Below are 20,131 nucleotides of genomic sequence, written 5' to 3' on the forward strand. Positions count from 1 at the left end.
TGATGGTCGCGGCGAACGAGACGGGGATGCCGTAGGTCTCGGCCCAGTCGTTGTCGAGGGTGCGGGCCCCGGACTCACCGGCGAGGGCGGCGGCCCACGTCGAGGGCACGTCCCCGCCGAGCGGCGTGGTGGCGCCGAGTCCGGTGACGACGACGTCGGTTGCGTGGCTCATCGGTGCTCCTGGTGGCGATGGGGGTGGCCCGTCCCGGCGCCGGCGGCGGTGCGCCCGCGGCGGCGCCGGGACGGTGCCCGGGTCACGGCAGGCTCAGGACTGCGCGCCCGCGATGAACGAGACGGCGTCACCCACGGTCGTGAGGTTCTTGACCTCGTCGTCGGGGATGCGCACGTCGAACTTCTCCTCGGCGAGCGTGACGATCGTCATCATCGACAGCGAGTCGATGTCGAGGTCGTCGGTGAAGGACTTCTCCGGCAGGACCGAGTCGGCGGGCAGGCCCGTCTCCTCGCTCACGATCTCGGCCAGACCGGCCAGGATCTCCTGCTCGCTGTACGCCATGGTGTCTCCTCTGGTGACTGCTGGAAGGGTCGGACGAACGGTACAGCCCGAGGGTGGACCGCTCCCCGGGGGCGGGGCGGGCCCGACGTGCGCCGGGCCGCGGTGGATCAGGGCAGGACCACGACCTGCGCGGCGTAGACCAGGCCGGCGCCGAAGCCGATCTGCAGCGCGAGCGCGCCGCTGGGGACCTGGCCCTCGCGCAGCAGGCGCTCGGTCGCCAGCGGGATCGACGCGGCGGACGTGTTGCCGGTGTCGGCGATGTCGCGGCCGACGACCACCGACTCGGGGAGCTTCAGCTGCTTGATCATCTGGTCGATGATCCGCATGTTCGCCTGGTGCGGGATGAACGCCTCGATGTCGTCGGCGGTCACGCCCGCGGCGTCGAGGGCCTTCTGCGCGACCGGCGCCATCTGCCACACCGCCCACTTGAAGACCGACTGGCCCTCCTGGCGCAGCGTCGGCCACCCGGCACCCTCGTCGCGCGTCGCGAGCCACGAGTGCGTCTGGCGGATCGCCTGCGCCTGGCCGCCGTCGGAGCCCCAGATCGTCGGGCCGATGCCGGGCGTGTCGGACGGGCCGATCACGACCGCGCCCGCGCCGTCGCCGAGCAGGAAGGAGATGGTGCGGTCCGTCGGGTCGACGAACTCGCTCATCTTCTCCGCGCCGATGACGAGCACGTGGCGCGCGGTGCCGGCGCGGACCAGCGCGTCGGCCTGGCCGATGCCGTAGCAGTAGCCGGCGCACGCGGCGGAGATGTCGAACGCGGCGGCCGGCGTCGCGCCGATGCGGTCGGCGACGATCGCGGCGCCCGCGGGCGTCTGGTGGAAGTAGGTGACGGTCGAGAGGATGACGGCGTCGATGTCGGCGCCCGTCAGGCCCGCGTTCTCGAGGGCGGCGCGCGCGGCACCCTCGGCGAGGTCGAGCACGTCGGTGCTCTCACCCGCGCGGCGGCGCGTGACGATGCCCGTGCGCTGGCGGATCCACTCGTCCGAGGAGTCGATGGGGCCGACGAGGTCGTCGTTCGGGACGACGCGCTCTCCGCGCACGCCGCCGATGCCGAGGATCCGGGTGTGGGCCGGTCCGGTGGCCTGCGTCAGGGTGGGTCGGGTCACGACGGCTGCTCCTGGGTGTTCGCGGTGGTGCCCTCGGACGCGGACGCGGACGCGGACGCGGCGCCGTGGCGGCGCACGAGGTCGCGGGCGGCGTCGAGGTCGGCCGGCGTCTTGACGGCGACCGTCTCGATCCCCGGCAGCGTACGCCGCGCGAGGCCTGTGAGGACCCCGCCCGGGGCCACCTCGAGCAGGCCGGTGACGCCGAGCGCGAGCAGCGTCTCCTGGCAGAGGTCCCAGCGGACGGGGTTGGCGACCTGCGCGACGATCAGCGCGAGCGCGCGGGCGCCGTCGGGGACGACGGTCCCGTCGGAGTTGGTGAGGAGCGGCACGACCGGGTCGCCGGGCGTGATGCCGTCGGCTGCGGCGCGCAGCTCAGCGACGGCGGGCTCCATGACCTGCGTGTGAAACGCGCCGGCGACCTGGAGCGGCACGACCCGTGCGCGGGCGGGCGGGGCGGCGGCGAACGCGGCGAGCGCGTCGAGCGGGCCGGCCGCCACGACCTGACCGCCGCCGTTGACGTTGGCGGGCACGAGCCCGTGCGCGGCGAGCGCCGCGAGGACCTCGTCCGGGTCGCCGCCGAGGACCGCGTTCATGCCGGTCGGCGTGCTGGCGGCGGCGCGGGCCATGGCGGCACCGCGGACCGCGACGAGCGCGAGGGCCTCGTCGTCGGTCAGCACGCCCGCGACGGCCGCGGCGGCGAGCTCGCCCACCGAATGACCGGCGGTCGCGCCGACGACGCCCGCAGCGGCCGTGCCGAGCGGGGAGTCCGCGTCGACCTCGAGCACCGCGCGCAGGCTCGCGAGGGCGGACGCGACGAGCAGCGGCTGCGCGACCGCGGTGTCGCGGATCGTGTCCGCGTCCGAGGTCGTGCCGTGCGCACGCAGGTCGAGACCGGCGGTCCGCGACGAGCGGTCGACCGACTCCGCGACGACGGGCAGCTCGAGCCAGGGGGCGAGCATGCCGGGGGACTGGGCACCCTGTCCGGGGCAGACGACGACGAGCACCTGTCCACCTTGCCGTGCCGTCGGTGCCCTCCGGGCTCGTGACGCACACCAACGTTCACGGACGGTGTTGTGCGGACCCTACAAACGGTGCGGACCGGTCAGGGGCGCTCGACGATCGAGGTCACGCCCGCGGCGTCGAGCCGGCCGAGCGCGAGCGCGGTCTGCAGGACGTACGACTCGCGTGCGTCGAGCGGGTCCCAGCCCGTGACGTCCGCGACCCGGCGCAGCCGGTACCGCACGGTGTTGGGGTGCACGTACAGCGTGCGCGCGGCGGCCTCGAGCGACCGTCCGGTGCCGAGGTACGCCGACAGCGTCTCGAGCAGCGACCCCTGGCTCGCGGCGAGCGGCTCGTACGCACGGTGCACGAGCGCACGCCGCGCGGTGACGTCGCCGACGAGCACGCGCTCGGGCAGCAGGTCGTCGGCCTGCACCGGTCGGGGCGCCTGCGCCCACGCGGCGGCGGCGGCCAGCCCGGCGAGCGCAGCACGGGCCGCCCGCGCGCAGTCCGCGAGGTCCTGCGCCTCGGGCCCGACGACGACAGGACCGGGCCCGAACCGAGGGAGCAGCGCCGTCACGGCGGCCCGCAGGTCACCCTCACCGCCGACCAGCACGACCAGCCGGTCGCCGTGGATCCCGACGAGCGCGTCGTCGGCGGCGCGGCGCGTGGCCCGGCGCAGGTCCGCGGCCCGCACGTCGTCGAGCGGCGACGCGGTCGTGCCGACGATCACGAGCGTCGAGCCGCGCCCGCTCCACCCCAGCGCGGCGACGCGCGACCTGAGCGCGTCGTCGACGTCTCCGCGTACGATCGCGTCGACCACGAGCGCCTCGAGCCGCGCGTCCCACGCACCGCGGACCTCGGCCGCTCGGGCGTAGACCTCGGCGGCCGAGAACGCGACCTCGCGCGAGTAGCGCAGCACGGCCTCGCGCAGCGAGCGCTCGTCACCAGGTGCTGCGAGCCGGTCGCTGTTCGACTCGACCACGTCCACGACGACGCGGACGAGCTGGAGCGTGTGCTGGAGCGAGATCGAGCGCGTCAGCTCCGGCGGTGCCGTCGCGAAGATGTCGCCGACGCCGTGCGGCGGGCGGGTCGGGTCCATGAACCACGTGACGAACGCGGTGATGCCGGCCTGCGCGACGAGCCCGACCCACGACCTGTCCTCCGCGGGCAGCGCGCGGTACCAGTCGAGGTCCTCGTCGAGGCGCCGCATCGCCGCGGCCGCGAGCAGCCCCGAGCCCTCGCGCACGCGCCGCTGCGTCTCGGCGTTCGCCGTGGCCTCGCCACCCTTCGGGGCGTCGACGGTGCGGCTGCGCGGCGGGGTGGCGTCGGCGGGCCGGACGGCCTGCGCGCCGGTCGGCGGGCGTCCGCCGTGCGAAGGTCCGGGCATAGGGGGAGCATAGGAGGCGCGCTTGTGGGAAGTCGACAAAGGCGCGCGCAGGGGTCAGGGAGCGGCCCGGAGACGGGCCGGGTGCCCCGCCCGGTCAACGGCTAAGGTCACGACATGGCTCTCCTGCCCCGACTGCGACAGCTGATGCGCCGCCCGAGCTCCGCCTCGCGCGTCGGAGCCCGACGACCCACCACCGCCGCGCGGCGGGGGGACACCCTGCACGAGGACGCCCTGCGGTCGATGCTCAGCGACGACCCGAACAACGAGCGCGCCTTCCGCGCCCTGGCCGAGATCGTGCGGCGTCGCGCCGCCGAGTCCGGCTCGGAGGAGGACCCGCTCACGGCGCCCGGCAACGAGACCGAGCGCGAGCGCGCCGCCGACCTCGCGGTCTGGGCGCTCGGCGAGGAGCTCGCCGGCAACCCGCGTGCCTGGTACCCGCTCATCGAGGTCGCCCGGCTCTCCGTCCGCGACGACCACGAGGGCACGCTGCGGCGCCTGACCACGGCGTCCGAGCGGGACCCGTCGGGCCGCGCGCTCGTCGAGTCGCTCGCGCTCCTGCGCAGCGCGGGCCAGCCCGTCGACGCCCTCGGCCTCGGCATCGGGCACTGGCGCCCGCGCGAGCACGACCCCGAGGTCGCCCGGCACCTGGTGCTCGCGGCGATCGAGGCGGGCCGCCCGCTCGAGGCGAAGCAGCACCTCGGCTCGCTCGACCTCTACCCGGACCAGGCGGCCGTCGCCGACCTGCGCAACGAGCTCGCGCGCGCGGTCGCGCACGCCGAGCAGACGATCCCCGGTACCTGACACCGCAGCCCCGCGTCGCCTGTGCGCGGTGCGGCCGACGGCGGCGCCCGGAGCGCCGGAGAGCACGAGGGCCCGCGGCGGGTGATCCGTCGCGGGCCCTCGTCCGTCAGGTGACGGCGACCGTCAGGAGTCGCCGCCCGTGTTGCCGGACGTGCCGGCGGTGACGTCGTGCAGGCGGTACCGCTCGATGGCCTGCGCCGGGGCGTCGGCCGCGACCGCGCCGGTCCGCGCGAGCTGCTGCAGCACCCGCACCGCGGTCGACGGGCCGTCGATCTTGAAGTGACGGCGCGCGGCGGCGCGGGTGTCGGAGAAGCCGAAGCCGTCCGCACCGAGCGTCGCGTACGTGCCGGGGATCCACGCGCGCACCTGGTCGGCGACCAGGTGGTCGTAGTCCGACGTCGCGACGAACGGACCCTCGGCACCTTGCAGCTTCTGCGTGAGGTACGCCTGGCGAGGCTCCTCGCCCGGGTGCAGGTAGTCGTGCTGGTCCGCGGCGAGGCCGTCGCGGCGCAGCTCGTTCCAGCTCGTCACGGACCACACCGCGGCACGCACGCCGAAGTCGTCCGCGAGCAGCTTCTGCGCCTCGAGCGCCCACGGCACGGCCACGCCCGACGCGAGGATCTGGGCGCGCGGCCCGTCGCCCTCGGCCGGCGACAGCAGGTAGATGCCCTTGAGGATGCCCTCGACGTCGACGCCCTCGGGCTCGGCCGGCTGGACCATCGGCTCGTTGTAGACGGTCAGGTAGTAGATGACGTCCTTGTCGCGGCCGTCACCCTCCCCGTACATGCGCTCGATGCCGTCCTTGACGATGTGGCGCAGCTCGTACCCGTACGCCGCGTCGTAGTGCACGACGTGCGACATCGTGCCCGCGAGCAGCGGCGAGTGGCCGTCGGCGTGCTGCAGGCCCTCGCCCGTCAGCGTCGTCCGACCGGCGGTCGCGCCGATGAGGAACCCGCGGGCCATCTGGTCGCCGGCCGCCCAGAACTGGTCGCCGGTCCGCTGGAACCCGAACATCGAGTAGTAGAAGTAGAACGGCACGAGCGGCTCGCCGTGCGTCGCGTACGACGTGCCGACGGCCTGGAACGCGGCTGCGGAACCGGCTTCGTTGATGCCCGTGTGCATGATCTGCCCGGACTCGGACTCCTTGTACGAGAGCATGAGCTCCCGGTCGACGGCCATGTAGTTCTGGCCGTTCGTGTTGAAGATCTTCGCGCTCGGGAAGATCGAGTCCAGGCCGAACGTGCGGGCCTCGTCCGGGATGATCGGCACCAGGCGGTGACCGAACTCCTTGTCCTTGACGAGGTCCTTGAACAGGCGCACGAGCGCCATGGTCGAGGCGACCTCCTGGTGGCCCGAGCCCTTCGCGAGACCCTCGTACACCTTCGCCTCGGGCAGCGTGACCGCCTTGTGCGTCGAGCGGCGCTCGGGCACGAACCCGCCGAGCTGACGGCGGCGCTCCAGCATGTACTGGATGCCCTCGTCGTCGGGGCCCGGGTGGAAGTACGGCGGGACGTACGGGTTCTCGTCGATCTGCTCGTCCGTGATCGGGATGTGCAGCGAGTCGCGCAGCGTCTTGAGGTCGTCCGCCTTGAGCTTCTTCATCTGGTGCGTGGCGTTGCGCCCGGCGAAGCCCGAGCCCAGGCCGTAGCCCTTGATGGTGTGCGCCAGGATGACCGTCGGCTGGCCCGTGTGCTCGCGGGCGGCCTTGTAGGCGGCGTAGATCTTGCGGTAGTCGTGGCCGCCGCGCTTGAGCGCCCAGATCTCGTCGTCCGTCATCTTCTCGACGAGCTGCTTGGTGCGCGGGTCACGACCGAAGAAGTGCTCGCGGATGAACGCGCCGTTCTCCGCGCGGTACGTCTGGAAGTCGCCGTCGGGCGTCGTGTTCATGAGGTGCACGAGCGCGCGGTCCTTGTCGGCGTTGAGCAGGGTGTCCCACTCGCGGCCCCAGATGACCTTGATGACGTTCCAGCCGGCGCCGCGGAACTGCGCCTCGAGCTCCTGGATGATCTTGCCGTTGCCGCGGACCGGCCCGTCGAGGCGCTGCAGGTTGCAGTTCACGACGAACGTGAGGTTGTCGAGGCCCTGCTGCGCCGCGTGCTGGAGCATGCCGCGCGACTCGGGCTCGTCCATCTCGCCGTCGCCGAGGAACGCCCACACGTCCTGCTGGCTCGTGTCCTTGATGCCGCGCAGGTGCAGGTACTTGTTGGTCCACGCCTGGTAGATCGCGGACGCCGGGCCGAGGCCCATCGAGACCGTCGGGAACTCCCACAGGTCCGGTGCGAGGCGCGGGTGCGGGTACGACGGCAGGCCGCCGCCCGGGTGCGACAGCTCCTGGCGGAACCCGTCGAGCTGGTGCTCGCTCAGGCGGCCCTCGAGGAACCCGCGCGCGTACACGCCGGGGGAGGCGTGACCCTGGAAGTAGACCTGGTCACCGCCGCCCGGGTGGTCCTTGCCGCGGAAGAAGTGGTTGAGGCCGACCTCGGTCAGCGTCGCGACCGACGCGTACGACGAGATGTGCCCGCCGACCGCGATGCCCGGACGCTGCGCGCGCGTCACCATGACCGCGGCGTTCCAGCGGATCCACGAGCGGTAGCGCCGCTCCATGACCTCGTCGCCGGGGAAGTACGGCTCGTCGTGCACCGCGATCGTGTTGACGTACGGCGTGTTCAGCGAGGCCGGGATGGCCACGTTCCGCTGCCGCGCGTGGCGCAGCATGCTCAGCAGCACGTAGCGGGCGCGCGGACCACCCTTGTCGTCGATGAGCCCGTCGAGCGACTCGATCCACTCGCCGGTCTCGGCGGGGTCGATGTCGGGGACCTGGCTGAGCAGGCCGCCGATGAGCGGGCCCGTCTCGTCGATGGAAGCCACCGGTGCTCCTTCTGCCTTCTCGTCCGCACGCGCGAGCCTCGTGGCCCCGGCGCGCATCTCGGCCCGACCCTGGTCCGAGCACGTGGGGCGCGCTGCGGCAGGTGCGGGTAGTCGGCCCATTGTCGGCCCCTGCCGGGCACAAAGTCACACCGTCCCGGCACTCGGGCCACGTGACGTCCGCGACAGTCGTGGGACGACTCGCGTGCCGGAGCGGTCGGCGGACCGGTCGGACACGCCCGTCCGGGTCGACGTCTTGCCAGGGCCCGCCACCGTGCGGTGGGCTACGGTGTGCGGACATCAGCAGGTCGTCCCGCCGGGGGCGACGCGACGAAGGGATCGGTCGGGACGTGTCATCCAGCACGGACGACGCCGCCTCGCAGGTGGCAGCGCGTCTGGGGTTCACCGCAGGACAGGTGATCCAGGAGTTCGGGTACGACGACGACGTCGACGAGGAGCTGCGCACCGCCCTCCAGGCGGTCACCGGCAACGAGCTGGTCGACGAGGACTACGACGACGTCACCGACGGCGCCCTCATCTGGTTCCGCGACGACGACGGCGACCTCACGGACTTCCTCGTCGACGCGATGACCGTCCTCGAGGACAACAGCCCCATCTGGGTGCTCACCCCGAAGTCCGGCCGGTCGGGCCACGTGTCGCACAGCGACATCGAGGAGGCCGCCACCACGTCCGGCCTGCACGCGATGACGACGTTCGCCATCGCCGCCGACTGGTCCGCCACGCGCCTCGGCACGCGCGGCCGCGGCAAGTGACCGCGACGCCCGTCCTCGGCGAGTTCGCACCCGACTTCACGCTCGTCGACACGCACGGCACGCCCGTGACGCTGTCGGCCCTGCGCGGCACCCCGGTCGTCGTCGTGTTCATCCCGTTCGCGTTCTCCGGGACGTGCCGCGGGGAGCTGTGCGAGATCCGCGACAACATCGCCGCCTTCGACGCCGGGGGTGTGCGCGTCCTCGTCGTCTCGTGCGACTCGACCTTCACGCTCCGCGCGTGGAAGGAGCAGGAGGGCTACGGCTTCGACCTGCTCTCCGACTTCTGGCCGCACGGCGACGTCGCCCGGGCCTACGAGGTCTTCGACGAGAAGGCCGGCCGGCCGCTGCGCGGCTCCTTCCTCGTCGACGCCGACGGCGTGCTGCGGTGGTCCGTCGTCAACCCCGCGGGCCAGGCCCGTGACCTCGGCGCCTACCGCGCGGCGATCGCGGCCCTCGCCGCCTGACGCGTGCGCCGACCGGACGCCAGGGCGCCCCTCGGGCCGGCCGTCGTGCACCGGTAGTCTGTGCGCCCGTCGCACGACCTCGCGCGTGTCGACGAGGGGCCTGTAGCTCAGCTGGTCAGAGCGCCGCGCTTACACCGCGGAGGTCGCCGGTTCGAAACCGGCCGGGCCCACCGCAGACGAGAAGACGGGGTTGTGGCAGTCGCGTCGGATGGTTCTCGCCGACGCGCGGGGCGCTCCGTTCGTACTACTAGCGCTTTTGAGCGATCCCTGGCTCAAGCCCGGTATGGTGCGAGTGGTTGCGATGGCCTGAGTCCGTAGCCCGTTCGGGCGGTCTGCGGAGCGAGACGCCCCGCACAGCCTCGCTCTGCGGGCGGGCGCGTACCGACGTGTCTAGGCGGTTGGCAGCTGTCTGGCGCGACGGCGTCGTTCTAGAAGGTCGGCAGCGACTTGACCTGCGGTGCTCCCGACTCGCCTGTGCGCTAGCCGCTGCGACGCGCCGGTCGGCAGGTTCGTTGTGAAGGCCGTCTCTGCGGGCGTACTTTTCGGTGATGCTGATCAGAGAGCTCCTGGAAGATCTGGACCTGGGTAGCGACGCCGCGGAGAACGACTCCGTGTTGGAGCGCGCATTCGTGCAGACGACGGTCTTCTCTAGACTTGTTGCCGACAAAATTGACCTTGTCACTGGACTGAAGGGGACGGGAAAGTCGGCGCTCTACCGGCGGCTTACAGAACAGGCGCACACCTACGCGGAACTCAGCGACGTGGACGTTGTTCGAGCCGTGAATCCTACAGGCGGTCCGATATTCCAATCTTTATTTGAGGAAGATTCGAGCGAAGCGCGACTTCGAGCCATTTGGGCTGCATACATCGCCGCCCTACTCGGCAATGAGGTGGTCCGGCGCTTCAGGAAGTCGGACATCTCCGGTCGCGCGGTCAAGGATGTTGTTGAGATTCTCGAGCTGCTCGGCGTTCTGGAGGTTAACGTTAAGCCAAGGTCGCTACTCCAGAAAATCAAAGAGGCTGCAACCTTTGAGCCGTCCATGACCACGGACGCATCCGGGACCACCACCTTCAGTTTGAAGTTTGACGTGGCTGGCTCGGCGCAGCCGCGCAACCCCGTAAGTCTCGAAGTGGCAGACTTCATCGCTCTCATTGCGACCTGTGACGGGATCTTGAGGGCTGAAGGACGCCGATTGTGGATCGCCATCGACCGACTTGATGAATGCTTTACGCGCGACTCGGCGGTCGAACGGCGCGCACTGCGTGCCCTACTACGAACACACCTTGATGTCGTAAGTTCTCTTGGCCTGGACCGCAGGTTTGGATTGAAGATCTTCCTTCGTACCGATCTCATGCGACGCATGACGCACGACTCGGCATTCACGAACTCGACGCATCTACGGTCTGCCGAACTACAGTGGGGCAACAGAGAAATCCAGTCGATTGTGGGCAGGCGCCTGCTCGCAAGTGCGCGATTCCGAGAGGCCTGGCCCGACTGCGATTTGTCTCAGTCTCCGGAGAAGTCAGCGTGGGAGAAGATAATGCCCAGGCAGCTGTCGGGTCCAGAAGACATGAACGGACTCCAGAAGATCTGCGAGTGGACTTGCGACGCACATCGTGGCTTCAATCCACGCAATGTCGTGGCGCTTCTTCAGATGGCGCTTGATCGAGTCAATGAAGCGGATTCTGCAGGTACTGCACCTAAAGTCCTAGATACCGAGACGCCCCTCCTTCGAGAGGCCGACATAACAAGTTCCCTCGGAAAGTTGTCTCGAAAGCGATTGACCGATACGGTGCTCAACGAGTTTCCGGCGACGCATCCGCTTGTGTCAGCGTTGGAGCGTAAACCGAACACTTACGATCACCGCGACGCGCTGCTCGAAGCGCTTGGTCTGGCCGCTGCTTCGCGAACTGAACAGGACGCGGCGATCGAGGTCCTCGTGCTCTCCGGGGTCATCGGAGTGAACGGGGGGCGCTATATTATTCCGCGTCTGTATCGAGCGGCCATTCGAGCGCCTCGCGCAGCGCGACGGTCGGGACGGTCCGCTCGGCGAGATAGCGATCCTTCCCCTTCGGTAGCTGCGAGTTCGTAGAGCACCTTGGCGTGTATGCAGCGCGCTGTGCCCAGAGGCAAGCACCATAGAGCGCATGCGGGTTCTTCGACTGGCCGAACACCTATGCGTTGGCGGCTTGCTAGCGTCGCGCTGTGTCTGTCGTTCCCGTCGTCTCATCCCTCCACGTGTTCCCCGTGAAGTCGTTGGGCGGCGCGGACGTGCCGTCGGCGCGCGTCGAGCCGTGGGGGCTCGCGGGCGACCGGCGGTGGATGGTCGTGACCGCCGACGGCACCGTCCAGACGGCCCGCCAGCAGCCACGGATGCTGGGTGTCCGCGTGCAGCCGCTCGACCGCGCGGTCCGGCTGACGGCGCCCGGTACGGAGGATCTCGTCGTCGCCGAGCCGGACGACCGGGCGCCCGACACGCCCGTCGCGCTGTCGCGGCTCGACCGCGCGACCGCGGCCGGTGCCGAGGCGGACGCGTGGCTGTCGACGGTCCTCGCGCGGGCGGTCCGGCTCCTCTGGCTCGACGACCCGCGGCGGCGGGCCGTCAGCGAGCTTCACGGCGGCCGGCCCGGTGACGCGCTGAACCTCTCTGACGCGGGGCCGCTACTGGTGACGACGGAGGCGTCGATGGCGGCGCTCAACGGGTGGATCGCGGACCGGGTGCTCGAGACGACGGACCCGACGGGGTCGCCGCAGCCGCCGGCGCCGCTGCCGATGGAGCGGTTCCGGCCGAACCTCGTCGTCGGCGGGGACCTGAAGCCGTTCGAGGAGGACGGCTGGACCGGGCTGCGGGCTGGCGACGTGGAGCTGCGGTTCGCGGAGCGGTGCGACCGGTGCAGCCTGACGACGATCGACCTCGACGCGCTGGTCACGACGAAGGAGCCGATCCGGACGCTCGCGCGGCACCGGCGCGAGGACGGGAAGACGTGGTTCGGCGTGCGGATGGTGCCCATGACCACGGGACAGGTCGCGGTCGGCGACACCGTGACTCCGCTGCGCTGACGCGGTGCGCGGGTCGCCGCCGGTAGCGTGCGTGACGTGACCGCCCCTCGTCTGGCCGACGTCGTCCGCACGCTCGAGCGCCGCTACCCGCCGTCGACGGCGGAGTCGTGGGACGCGGTGGGGCTGGTCGCCGGGGACCCGGAGCAGGAGGTCCGGCGGGTGCTGCTCGCCGTCGACCCCGTCGCGGACGTGGTGGAGGAAGCCGTCGCGTGGGGTGCGGACCTGGTCGTCACGCACCACCCGCTGCTGCTGCGGCCCGTGCACTCGATCGCGGCGACCACCTTCAAGGGCGCGCTGCTGCACCGTCTCGTCCGGTCGGGCGTCGCGCTCTACACCGCGCACACGAACGCCGACGCCGCGGTCGGGGGAGTCGCCGACGCGCTGGCCGACGCCCTGGGCCTCGTGGATCGCACGCCGCTGCAGGCCGCGGCGTCGGAGGCGCTCGACAAGGTCGTCGCGATGGTGCCGGTCCGCGACGCGGAGGCGCTCGTCGATGCGCTCGCCGCGGCGGGGGCGGGCGCGATCGGCCGGTACGCGCGGTGCGCCTGGACGACGACCGGCGAGGGGACGTTCACGCCGCTCGACGGCGCGTCGCCCGCGATCGGCACGGTCGGCGAGGTCGAGCGCGTCGTGGAGGCGCGCGTCGAGATGGTCGCGCCGCGGCGCCTCCGGTCCGCGGTGGTCGCCGCGCTGCGCGCCGCGCACCCGTACGAGGAACCGGCGTTCGACGTGCTGGAGCTGGCGTCCTGGCCCGGGGCGACGGGGATCGGCCGCGTCGGGTGGCTCGAGCGTCCGACGACGCTCGCCGCGTTCGCCGCCGACGTGGCCGCGGCGGTCCCGGCCACGTCGCAGGGGGTCCGGTACGCCGGGGACGCCGACGGGCGGGTCGCACGGGTCGCCGTCGTGGGCGGCTCGGGCGACTCGCTGTTCGACGCGGTCCGGGCGGCCGGCGTCGACGCGTACGTCACCGCCGACCTGCGTCACCACCCCGCCTCGGAGCTGCGCGAGCGCGCGGAGTTCGAGGCGCGCGACGGCCACGCCCCGCCGTACCTCGTCGACCTCGCGCACTTCGCGTCCGAGTGGCCGTGGCTGGCCCGTGCGGCGCGCGACCTGGAGACGGACCTGGCCGCCGCGGGCACTACGGTGGAGACCCGGGTCAGCACCCTGAGCACCGACCCCTGGACGGGCCGCGTCGCCGCGCCCGCCCCCCTCCCGCCGGAAGGACACCCGTGACGACTGCCCCCGCGGCGGACCAGCGCCGCCTGCTCGACGTCCAGGAGCTCGACACGCGCCTCGACCAGCTCGCGCACAAGCGCCGCACGCTGCCCGAGCTCGCACGGCTGCTGGAGCTCGACGCGCAGCTCGCCGACCTGCACACCGCGCTCGTCACGTCGCGCACGGCCGCCGAGGACCTGCGCCGCGAGCTCACGAAGGCGGAGGCCGACGTCGAGCAGGTGCGCTCGCGCGCGGCCCGCGACCAGGCCCGTCTGGACTCGGGGCAGGGGAGCGCGAAGGACCTCCAGGCGCTGACCAGCGAGCTCGCGTCGCTCGCGCGCCGCCAGGGCGACCTCGAGGAGGTCGAGCTCGAGGTCATGGAGCGGCTCGAGGCGCACGAGGGTGCGCTCGCCGAGGTGACGAAGGCGTACGACGCGCTCGTCGCGCAGAACGAGTCGGTCGCGGCCGACCGCGACGCCGCGTTCCGGACGATCGACGCGGACGCCGAGCGGGTCCGGGGCGAGCGCGCGACGGCGGCCGAGGGCCTCGACGCGGGCCTCGTGACGCTCTACGAGCGGCTGCGGGGGCAGCTCGGCGGTCTGGGTGCCGCGCCGCTGCGGGGCCGTCGGTGCGAGGGCTGCCGCCTCGAGCTGAACCCGCTCGACCTCGACGCGATCCGCTCGAAGGGCGAGGACCAGGTCGTGCGCTGCGAGGAGTGCGGCCGCATCCTCGTGCGGCTGCCCGAGCCGGCCGCCGCGGTCTGATGCCCCGCCGGCTCGTCGTCGAGGCCGACGGCGGCTCGCGGGGCAACCCCGGGCCCGCCGGGTACGGCGCGGTGGTGCGGGACGCCGACACGGGGACGGTGCTCGCGGAGCGCGCGAACTTCCTCGGCGTCGCGACGAACAACGTCGCCGAGTACTCCGGCCTGGTCGCCGGGCTGCGGGCGGCGCTCGCGATCGACCCCGCCGCGCGCCTCGAGGTGCGCATGGACTCGCAGCTCGTCATCGAGCAGATGCGCGGCACCTGGAAGATCAAGCACGCCGACATGCGCCGCCTCGCCGACGAGGTGCACACGCTCGTCGACCCCGCGGACGTCACGTGGACGTGGGTGCCGCGCGCGCAGAACGCCGCCGCCGACCGGCTGGCGAACCTCGCGATGGACCGTGAGAGTGGGCTGGTGACCGACGACGCCAGCACCGGCCCGCTCACCCCGCCGAGCACCGACCCGACCGGCAGCGGCACGCAGTCCGCGACGACGGGTGCGGGCGACCCCGGTTCGGGCCGCGCGCCACGACCGTCCGGTGCGGGCGTCCGCTTCGACGAGGAGAAGCCCGTCACGGTCGTGCTCGTGCGGCACGGTCAGACCGCGATGACCGTCTCGCGCGGGTACTCCGGCTCGTCCGAGCCCGGTCCGCCGCTCGACGAGCGCGGGCAGCAGCAGGCCCGTGCCGCCGCGGTGCTCGTCGACCGCATCGGTCACGACCTGTGGGGCGACATCGAGTACCCGTCGGAGATCATCGCGTCGCCCATGGTCCGCACGCAGCAGACCGCGGGCATCATCGCGGAGCGGCTGAAGCTGTCCGTCGAGACCGTCGACCTCGTCAAGGAGGCCGACTTCGGCGAGTGGCAGGGCCTCACCGCGGAGCAGATCGAGGAGCGCTGGCCCGGCGAGCTCGAGCCCTGGCACACGCGTGGTGACGTGCCCCCGCCCGGCGGCGAGTCGATCGCCGACGTCGGCGTCCGGCTGCAGCACGTGTTCGACGACCTCATCGCGGAGGGGCGCGGTCGTACCGTCGTCGTCGTGAGCCACGCGGTCGCGATCCGTGCGGCGCTCGGGGTCGCGATGGGCGCGCAGCCCGGGTCGTGGAGCCAGCTCCGCGTCGCGCCCGCGTCCGTGAGCATCGTGCGGCTCTTCGCCGACAAGCGGCACGAGATCGCTGTCGTCGGGGTGCCGAGCGAGGGCTGGTAGGCCCTCTGTCGGGCCCGTGGCGTGCGGCCCGCGCCCGGTCAGTGCGCCGCGGCGAGCGCGAGGACCGCGAGGACGACGACCGGCGGGGCCAGCAGAGCACCCTGCAGCACGATCGTGCGCGCCGGCACGTCGAGCATGACCTGACGGCACCGGTGCCACCACAGCACCGTCGCGAGCGAGCCCCACGGCGTGAGGAGCGGACCCGCACCGGTGCCGATGAGCAGCGCCGCGAGCCGCAGCGGGTCACCGGCCGCGGCCGGTTCCAGCGCCAGGTACGCGGGCAGGTTGTTGACGCCGTTCGACGCGAGCGCGGCGACGCCGGCCAGCCGCAGCAGCTCGCCGGCGCCGTCCCCGTCGCCCGCGAGGTCGTGCAGCAGCGCTCCGAGGCCGTGCGCGTGCGCGGTCTCGACCGCGACGAACAGCCCGAGCACGACGACCAGCGTCCGCCACGGGACGAGCTGCGACGGCGGCACGGGCCAGGGGCGTCGTCGCACGCGGGTCGCGACGAGCAGGACGACGGCGGCACCGGTCGCGAGCGGCGCCGGCGGCAGACCGGCGACGAAGCCCACGGCCATCAGGCCGGTGACCCCCGCGGCGAGCAGCAGCAGCGTCCGGTCGGGCGCGGGCGACGGCTTCTGCGGCTCGTACGTGCCGCCGAGGTGCCGGCGGTCGCGCACGGCCAGGATCGCCACCGTCACGACGATCGCCACGAGCGCGGGCGCCCACATGAGCGGCAGGAACGACGCGCCCGCCCGCCGGATGGCGTGGTCGGCGAGCAGGTTGGTGAGGTTCGAGACGGGCAGCGCGAGCGACGCGGTGTTGGCGAGCGCGAGCACGGCGAGCGCGAACGGCAGGGGAGACGTGCGGGTGTGCCGCGCGAGCGCGATGACGACCGGCGTCAGGAGCACCGCGGTCGTGTCGAGCGACAGCACCGCGGTCGAGAGCGTCGCGAGCACCACGACGAGCAGCCAGAGCACGACGCGTCGACCCCGCGCCACCCGGGCGGCCAGCCCTGCGGCCGCGTCGAACAGCCCCGCGCCCGCGCTCGTCTCCGCGACGACCGTGAGCGCCGCGAGGAACAGCAGGATCGGCAGCGTGCGCTCGGCGAGCGTGCGCGCGTCGTCGGCGGGCAGCAGCCCGGTGGCCGGGAGCACCACGACGACGACGGCGGCGACCGCCCACCACGGGAAGCCCCGGCGGGCCGGAGCGCTCACGCGACGACGAGCGACAGCGTGCGCGCACCGCGCGCGGGCGGACCCAGCTCGACGGCCAGCAGCACGTCACCGACGAGCTCGGACGCGGCCGCGGCGAGACCTTCCGCGTCCCGCGGCGGACGCGCACGCCGGGTCAGCAGGTGCCGCGTGAGCACGCCCCGCGTGTGCTTCGCGTGGTGCGAGACCACGGACCGCACGCCGTCGACCTCGCGCAGCACGCGCACCGCGACCCAGTCCGCGGAACGCGGCGGGTGCCACGCGGCCAGGTACGCCGCCGACCGGCAGTCGACGACGAGCTCGCCGTCCGCGCGCGCGTCGAGCTCGACCCCCAGCGGTCCCCGCCACGCGGACGCGAGCGGCCCGATGCCCGGCAGGTCCGTGCTCATCGACAGCCGGTACGCCGGGAGCGGGTCCTCGGGCGTGACCGCACCCCAGAGCCCGGACACGACGCGCACCGACTCGTGCGCACGTCGGCGGGCCGCCGGCGTCAGGGAGTCGAGCCCTGCGGCGCCGTACAGGACACCGGTGTAGACCCGTCGGGCCGGGGCCGTCGGGGCCTCGCGCAGCACGGTGTTCCGCAGCACCTCGTCGGCCAGGCTCGCGCCCACGCCCAGCACCGCCGCCGCGTCGGGACGCCGGCTCACCTCGGCGAGCGCGTCGAGCACCTTCTCCCGCACGGGCGTCAGACCGGGCGACGAGAGGGCATCGAGGTCGAGCGCCGGCCCTCGGGGAGGCGACGTCTTGCCCTCCGAGGGCGGCAGCAGCACGAGCACGCCCTGACTGTAGGCTCCGCGAGCCGGGGCGGCCGCATCAGCGGCACGCGTGTGCCGCAGGGGGAGGGGCGATGGCGCAGGTCAAGGTCTACGGGCGGCGCGACGTGTGGTCCACGCGACGTCGCGAGGTGTCCGACGCGATCCACGCCGCGCTCGTCGGCACATGGGGCCTCCCCGCGGACAAGCGGTTCCACCGGTTCCTCCTGCTCGACCCCGAGGACCTCGTCGCACCCCGGTCCGACGCCTACCTCGTCGTCGAGATCGTCTGCTTCACCGGTCGCAGCCTCGCCGCACGCCGCGCCCTCGTCGCCGCCTTCTTCGACTCGGTCGCGCCCGCCCTCGCCCTCGACGATGACGACCTCGAGGTCGTCATCGTCGAGAGCCCGCCCGAGAACTGGGGCATCCGCGGCCGCAGCGGTGACGAGCTCGTCCTGCCGTACCGCGTCGACGTCTGACCCGCGCTGCTCCGGCCGCATGACCAGCGGGTAGACTCCTCGGCGCGGATGAGTCAGTCAGGCGACCGCGTCAGGCCCTCGGGCCTGCCGAGGAACGTCCGGGCTCCGCAGGGCAGGGTGGTGGGTAACGCCCACCCGGGGTGACCCGCGGGACAGTGCCACAGAGAACAGACCGCCGGCACCGCGTCGTGGAGACACGCACGCGGGCGCCGGTCAGGGTGAAACGGTGGTGTAAGAGACCACCAGCGCACCGGGTGACCGGTGCGGCTCGGTAAACCCCACCCGGAGCAAGGTCAGACAGGGAGCGTTCGAGGGCGGCCCGCCCGAGCTCCCGGGTAGACCGCTGGAGGCGTGCGGCAACGTACGTCGTAGAGGGATGGTCGCCACCCGTGCCGGGGCAACCGGGCACGGGGACAGAACCCGGCGTATCGACTGACTCATCCGCCCTCGCACGCCGTCGTCGGCCGCCCGGCGCTGAGACGATCCCCGTTCCGGTCGCGGGTTGCCCCGGGGGACCGGAGGATGAGCAGCAGACCTCTCCGGAGCAGTCGGAGCCGGGTCGCGCACGCCCGTCACCTGGACGGCAGAGTCGCCGAGGGGGACCACATGGCCACGATCCACGTCTCACCTGATCCCGCACCAGTCGCGCCGCCGGTGCCGGCGTCGGTGCTCCGTGACGTCTCCGAGACGTTCCCGAGCGACGACGCGGTCGCGCACGCGATCCGCCTGCACGACGAGGCCCGCGACGTGCACGAACGCGCTGCGCTGTTCTTCGACGAGCTCGCGGCGGCCGGTTCGGAGCGCCGCGACTACTACCTGGGCCGTGCGGCCCGCCACCGGCTGCTGGCCGAGCAGGAGCGCGAGGCCGCCGCGCGGCAGACGAACCGCTCGCTGCGCTTCTGAGACCGCCGGTCCGGCTGCGCGATCCTCGAGGGTCTCGCGGCCGGACCGGACCAGCAGGTCGACGGACGACGCCTGTACGGCTCAGGTGGCGGCGGCCTGAGCCGCAGCGAGCTGGCTGGGGGTGCTGCGCAGGAGGCAGAACTCGTTGCCCTCGGGGTCGGCGAGGACGTGCCACGGGACGTCGCCCTGGCCGACGTCGACCGGGGTCGCACCGAGCGCGAGCAGGCGGGCGAGCTCGCTCGCCTGGTCGGAGCCGTCGGGCGGGCGGACGTCGGGGTGGATGCGGTTCTTCCCCGCCTTGCCCTCGGGTACCTCGATGAACAGCCAGTTCGTCGCGGACCCGTCGGACGGGGCGATCTCGATCTCGACCGGCCCGTCGTCGTCCTCGGGTTCGTCGAGGACGTCCCAGCCGAGCGCGTCCGCCCACCAGCGGGCGAGCGCGACGGGGTCGTGGCAGTCGATCGTGATCTGGGACACGTGGAGAGGCACACCGCGACCGTAGAGGCGTGCACGGTGACCCGCGCGTCGAGCCGTCGGCTCGCGCGACGCCGTCAGACGGTGCGGCCGGGGTCGATCCGCGCCACGCCGGCGTCGAGGTCGACCGCCGGGGCCGTGTCCCCGGCGTGCTGGATGTCGAGCCGCTGACGGTCCTGCTCCTGCGTGAGGTGCTCGCGGCTCGGCTGGAAGACGTCGACGAGCCCGCCGAACATGCCGGACGCCGCCGACCCCGACGGCACGCGGGTGCGGGGGCGGCGGCGGTCGAACAGGCCGCGCGCGACGAGGCGGTCGACGACGACGAGCACGACGACCACGCCCGCGACAGCCCACAGCCACTCCATGCGGCCATGGTCGCACGCGCCTCAGCGGTGCAGGGCGGCGACCTGGGCGGCGTGCGCGTCGGCCACCCACGGTTCGGCGAGGCGCGGGTCGTCGGACCGTCCGGCGACCAGGTCGTCGAGGTAGGCGCGGTCGGCGTCGAGGCGCCGGTCGAGCTCGTCGCGGTCGCCGGGGGAGCCGTGCCCCGGGACGACGGCGGCGAGGTCAAAGCGTTCGACCGCCGAGGCGAGCGCGTCGAGGCCGGCGCGGTAGTCGCCGACGGGGTCGGCCGCGGTGTCGTCGAGGAGCGGGACCTCGCGGTCGGACAGCATGTCGCCGCACAGCAGCACGCCTGCGTGCACGACGACGAGCGCGCCGTGGTCGGGCGCGTGCGCGGCGTGCGCGACGACGACGACCTCGGGGCCGGGCCAGTCGAGCCGGTCGGTCCCGGGCGCGTGCGGGTACGGCACGGGCGGCAGGGTGACGACGTCGGCGGGCGCGTCCTGCGGGTGTCCGGCGAGCACCGCGGCCAGCGCCGCGTCGTCGTCGCGTGACCGCGTCAGCGACTCCGCCCACCGCGGGTCGACCGTGCCCGGCTCCCCGGCCCGCCACCGCGGCAGGCCGCGCACGCCGTGCCCGTCGAGCACGTGGTCCCAGTGCGCGTGCGTCGACCACACGGCGACGGGCCGCCACCCGCGGCGGGCGACGGCCGCCCCGAGACCGGCGACCTCGCCGGCCGTGACCGCCGGGTCGACGACGAGCGCGGTGCCGTCGTCGCCCACGACCAGGCTGGACGTCGTCGCGTAG

21 protein-coding genes, 1 tRNA gene and 1 other RNA gene are annotated in these 20,131 nt (G+C 73.1%); 12 read left to right on the forward strand and 11 right to left on the reverse strand.

The window, feature by feature from the left end:
• The 5 genes from CTKZ_RS02750 to CTKZ_RS02770 all read right to left on the reverse strand — a co-directional run.
• On the reverse strand, positions 1 to 172 hold a 172-nt coding region (locus CTKZ_RS02750), incomplete at its 3' end, for a beta-ketoacyl synthase N-terminal-like domain-containing protein (protein ID WP_268904328.1).
• A 93-nt stretch (positions 173 to 265) separates the two neighbouring features.
• Entirely contained in the window at positions 266 to 514 is a 249-nt protein-coding gene (locus tag CTKZ_RS02755; protein ID WP_124341502.1) for an acyl carrier protein, read from the reverse strand.
• A gap of 107 nt (positions 515 to 621) precedes the next feature.
• Positions 622 to 1,626: a beta-ketoacyl-ACP synthase III gene (locus CTKZ_RS02760; protein WP_124341503.1), complete on the reverse strand. Its 1,005-nt coding sequence runs from the start codon at positions 1,624 to 1,626 to the stop codon at positions 622 to 624.
• The gene (locus tag CTKZ_RS02765) at positions 1,623 to 2,630 is read right to left on the reverse strand and encodes an ACP S-malonyltransferase (protein ID WP_124341504.1); all 1,008 of its coding nucleotides are present in this window, start codon (positions 2,628 to 2,630) and stop codon (positions 1,623 to 1,625) included. Before CTKZ_RS02765 ends, CTKZ_RS02760 begins: the two co-directional genes overlap by 4 nt.
• 98 nt (positions 2,631 to 2,728) lie before the next feature.
• A complete protein-coding gene (locus CTKZ_RS02770) occupies positions 2,729 to 4,015 on the reverse strand; it encodes a PucR family transcriptional regulator (protein ID WP_124341505.1) in 1,287 nt (428 codons plus the stop codon).
• 114 nt (positions 4,016 to 4,129) lie between these two features.
• Here CTKZ_RS02770 and CTKZ_RS02775 point away from each other — a divergent pair, with 114 nt between their 5' ends.
• Complete coding sequence (locus CTKZ_RS02775; RefSeq protein WP_225916499.1) at positions 4,130 to 4,816, forward strand: hypothetical protein; 687 nt, start codon at positions 4,130 to 4,132, stop codon at positions 4,814 to 4,816.
• A gap of 123 nt (positions 4,817 to 4,939) precedes the next feature.
• On the opposite strand, the gene aceE is transcribed toward CTKZ_RS02775, so the two are convergent.
• The gene (aceE, locus tag CTKZ_RS02780; protein WP_124341506.1) at positions 4,940 to 7,684 is read right to left on the reverse strand and encodes a pyruvate dehydrogenase (acetyl-transferring), homodimeric type; all 2,745 of its coding nucleotides are present in this window, start codon (positions 7,682 to 7,684) and stop codon (positions 4,940 to 4,942) included.
• Between the two features lie 347 nt (positions 7,685 to 8,031).
• Here aceE and CTKZ_RS02785 point away from each other — a divergent pair, with 347 nt between their 5' ends.
• The 8 genes from CTKZ_RS02785 (at position 8,032) to CTKZ_RS02820 (ending at position 15,163) form a co-directional block, all read left to right on the forward strand.
• Positions 8,032 to 8,454, forward strand: coding sequence for a DUF3052 domain-containing protein (locus CTKZ_RS02785; RefSeq protein WP_124341507.1), 423 nt, complete (start codon positions 8,032 to 8,034; stop codon positions 8,452 to 8,454).
• The gene (locus tag CTKZ_RS02790; protein WP_124341508.1) at positions 8,451 to 8,918 is read left to right on the forward strand and encodes a peroxiredoxin; all 468 of its coding nucleotides are present in this window, start codon (positions 8,451 to 8,453) and stop codon (positions 8,916 to 8,918) included. The genes CTKZ_RS02785 and CTKZ_RS02790 overlap by 4 nt, the downstream gene beginning before the upstream one ends.
• Positions 8,919 to 9,014: 96 nt before the next feature.
• Positions 9,015 to 9,088 (forward strand) — tRNA-Val (locus tag CTKZ_RS02795).
• Between the two features lie 378 nt (positions 9,089 to 9,466).
• On the forward strand, positions 9,467 to 11,011 hold the full coding sequence (locus CTKZ_RS02800; RefSeq protein WP_124341509.1) for a P-loop ATPase, Sll1717 family: 1,545 nt from the start codon (positions 9,467 to 9,469) through the stop codon (positions 11,009 to 11,011).
• 113 nt (positions 11,012 to 11,124) lie between these two features.
• Positions 11,125 to 11,979 carry an MOSC domain-containing protein gene (locus CTKZ_RS02805; protein ID WP_124341510.1) on the forward strand — a complete coding sequence of 285 codons (855 nt, stop codon included), beginning with the start codon at positions 11,125 to 11,127 and terminating at the stop codon, positions 11,977 to 11,979.
• Positions 11,980 to 12,015: 36 nt separating this feature from the next.
• Complete coding sequence (locus tag CTKZ_RS02810; protein ID WP_124341511.1) at positions 12,016 to 13,212, forward strand: Nif3-like dinuclear metal center hexameric protein; 1,197 nt, start codon at positions 12,016 to 12,018, stop codon at positions 13,210 to 13,212.
• Positions 13,209 to 13,958 (forward strand): zinc ribbon domain-containing protein, encoded by a 750-nt coding sequence (locus tag CTKZ_RS02815; protein ID WP_124341512.1) that lies wholly within the window; start codon positions 13,209 to 13,211, stop codon positions 13,956 to 13,958. Before CTKZ_RS02810 ends, CTKZ_RS02815 begins: the two co-directional genes overlap by 4 nt.
• Positions 13,958 to 15,163, forward strand: a complete 1,206-nt coding sequence (locus tag CTKZ_RS02820) for a bifunctional RNase H/acid phosphatase (protein WP_124341513.1) — start codon at positions 13,958 to 13,960, stop codon at positions 15,161 to 15,163. The genes CTKZ_RS02815 and CTKZ_RS02820 overlap by 1 nt, the downstream gene beginning before the upstream one ends.
• Positions 15,164 to 15,201: 38 nt before the next feature.
• Here CTKZ_RS02820 and CTKZ_RS02825 read toward each other — a convergent pair whose 3' ends face one another.
• Both CTKZ_RS02825 and CTKZ_RS02830 read right to left on the reverse strand, forming a co-directional pair.
• A complete protein-coding gene (locus tag CTKZ_RS02825) occupies positions 15,202 to 16,377 on the reverse strand; it encodes an SLC13 family permease (protein WP_124341514.1) in 1,176 nt (391 codons plus the stop codon).
• Complete coding sequence (locus CTKZ_RS02830; RefSeq protein WP_124341515.1) at positions 16,374 to 17,150, reverse strand: YaaA family protein; 777 nt, start codon at positions 17,148 to 17,150, stop codon at positions 16,374 to 16,376. The genes CTKZ_RS02825 and CTKZ_RS02830 overlap by 4 nt, the downstream gene beginning before the upstream one ends.
• Positions 17,151 to 17,221: 71 nt before the next feature.
• Here CTKZ_RS02830 and CTKZ_RS02835 point away from each other — a divergent pair, with 71 nt between their 5' ends.
• From CTKZ_RS02835 to CTKZ_RS02845, 3 genes are all read left to right on the forward strand, one after another.
• Positions 17,222 to 17,605, forward strand: coding sequence for a tautomerase family protein (locus tag CTKZ_RS02835; protein WP_124341516.1), 384 nt, complete (start codon positions 17,222 to 17,224; stop codon positions 17,603 to 17,605).
• A gap of 49 nt (positions 17,606 to 17,654) precedes the next feature.
• An RNA gene (rnpB, locus tag CTKZ_RS02840) (RNase P RNA component class A) lies at positions 17,655 to 18,049 on the forward strand.
• Between the two features lie 162 nt (positions 18,050 to 18,211).
• The gene (locus CTKZ_RS02845; protein ID WP_124341517.1) at positions 18,212 to 18,508 is read left to right on the forward strand and encodes a hypothetical protein; all 297 of its coding nucleotides are present in this window, start codon (positions 18,212 to 18,214) and stop codon (positions 18,506 to 18,508) included.
• A gap of 81 nt (positions 18,509 to 18,589) precedes the next feature.
• Here the strand turns inward: CTKZ_RS02845 and CTKZ_RS02850 are convergent, their stop codons facing one another.
• The 3 genes from CTKZ_RS02850 to CTKZ_RS02860 form a co-directional block, all read right to left on the reverse strand.
• A complete protein-coding gene (locus CTKZ_RS02850) occupies positions 18,590 to 18,997 on the reverse strand; it encodes a VOC family protein (RefSeq protein ID WP_124341518.1) in 408 nt (135 codons plus the stop codon).
• Positions 18,998 to 19,059: 62 nt separating this feature from the next.
• Entirely contained in the window at positions 19,060 to 19,347 is a 288-nt protein-coding gene (locus CTKZ_RS02855; RefSeq protein WP_124341519.1) for a DUF6191 domain-containing protein, read from the reverse strand.
• Positions 19,348 to 19,368: 21 nt separating this feature from the next.
• The coding region (locus CTKZ_RS02860) for an MBL fold metallo-hydrolase (RefSeq protein ID WP_148090450.1) at positions 19,369 to 20,131 on the reverse strand (763 nt) is incomplete at its 5' end.

The organism is Cellulomonas algicola, from assembly GCF_003851725.1.
Taxonomy (GTDB): Bacteria; Actinomycetota; Actinomycetes; order Actinomycetales; family Cellulomonadaceae; genus Cellulomonas; species Cellulomonas algicola.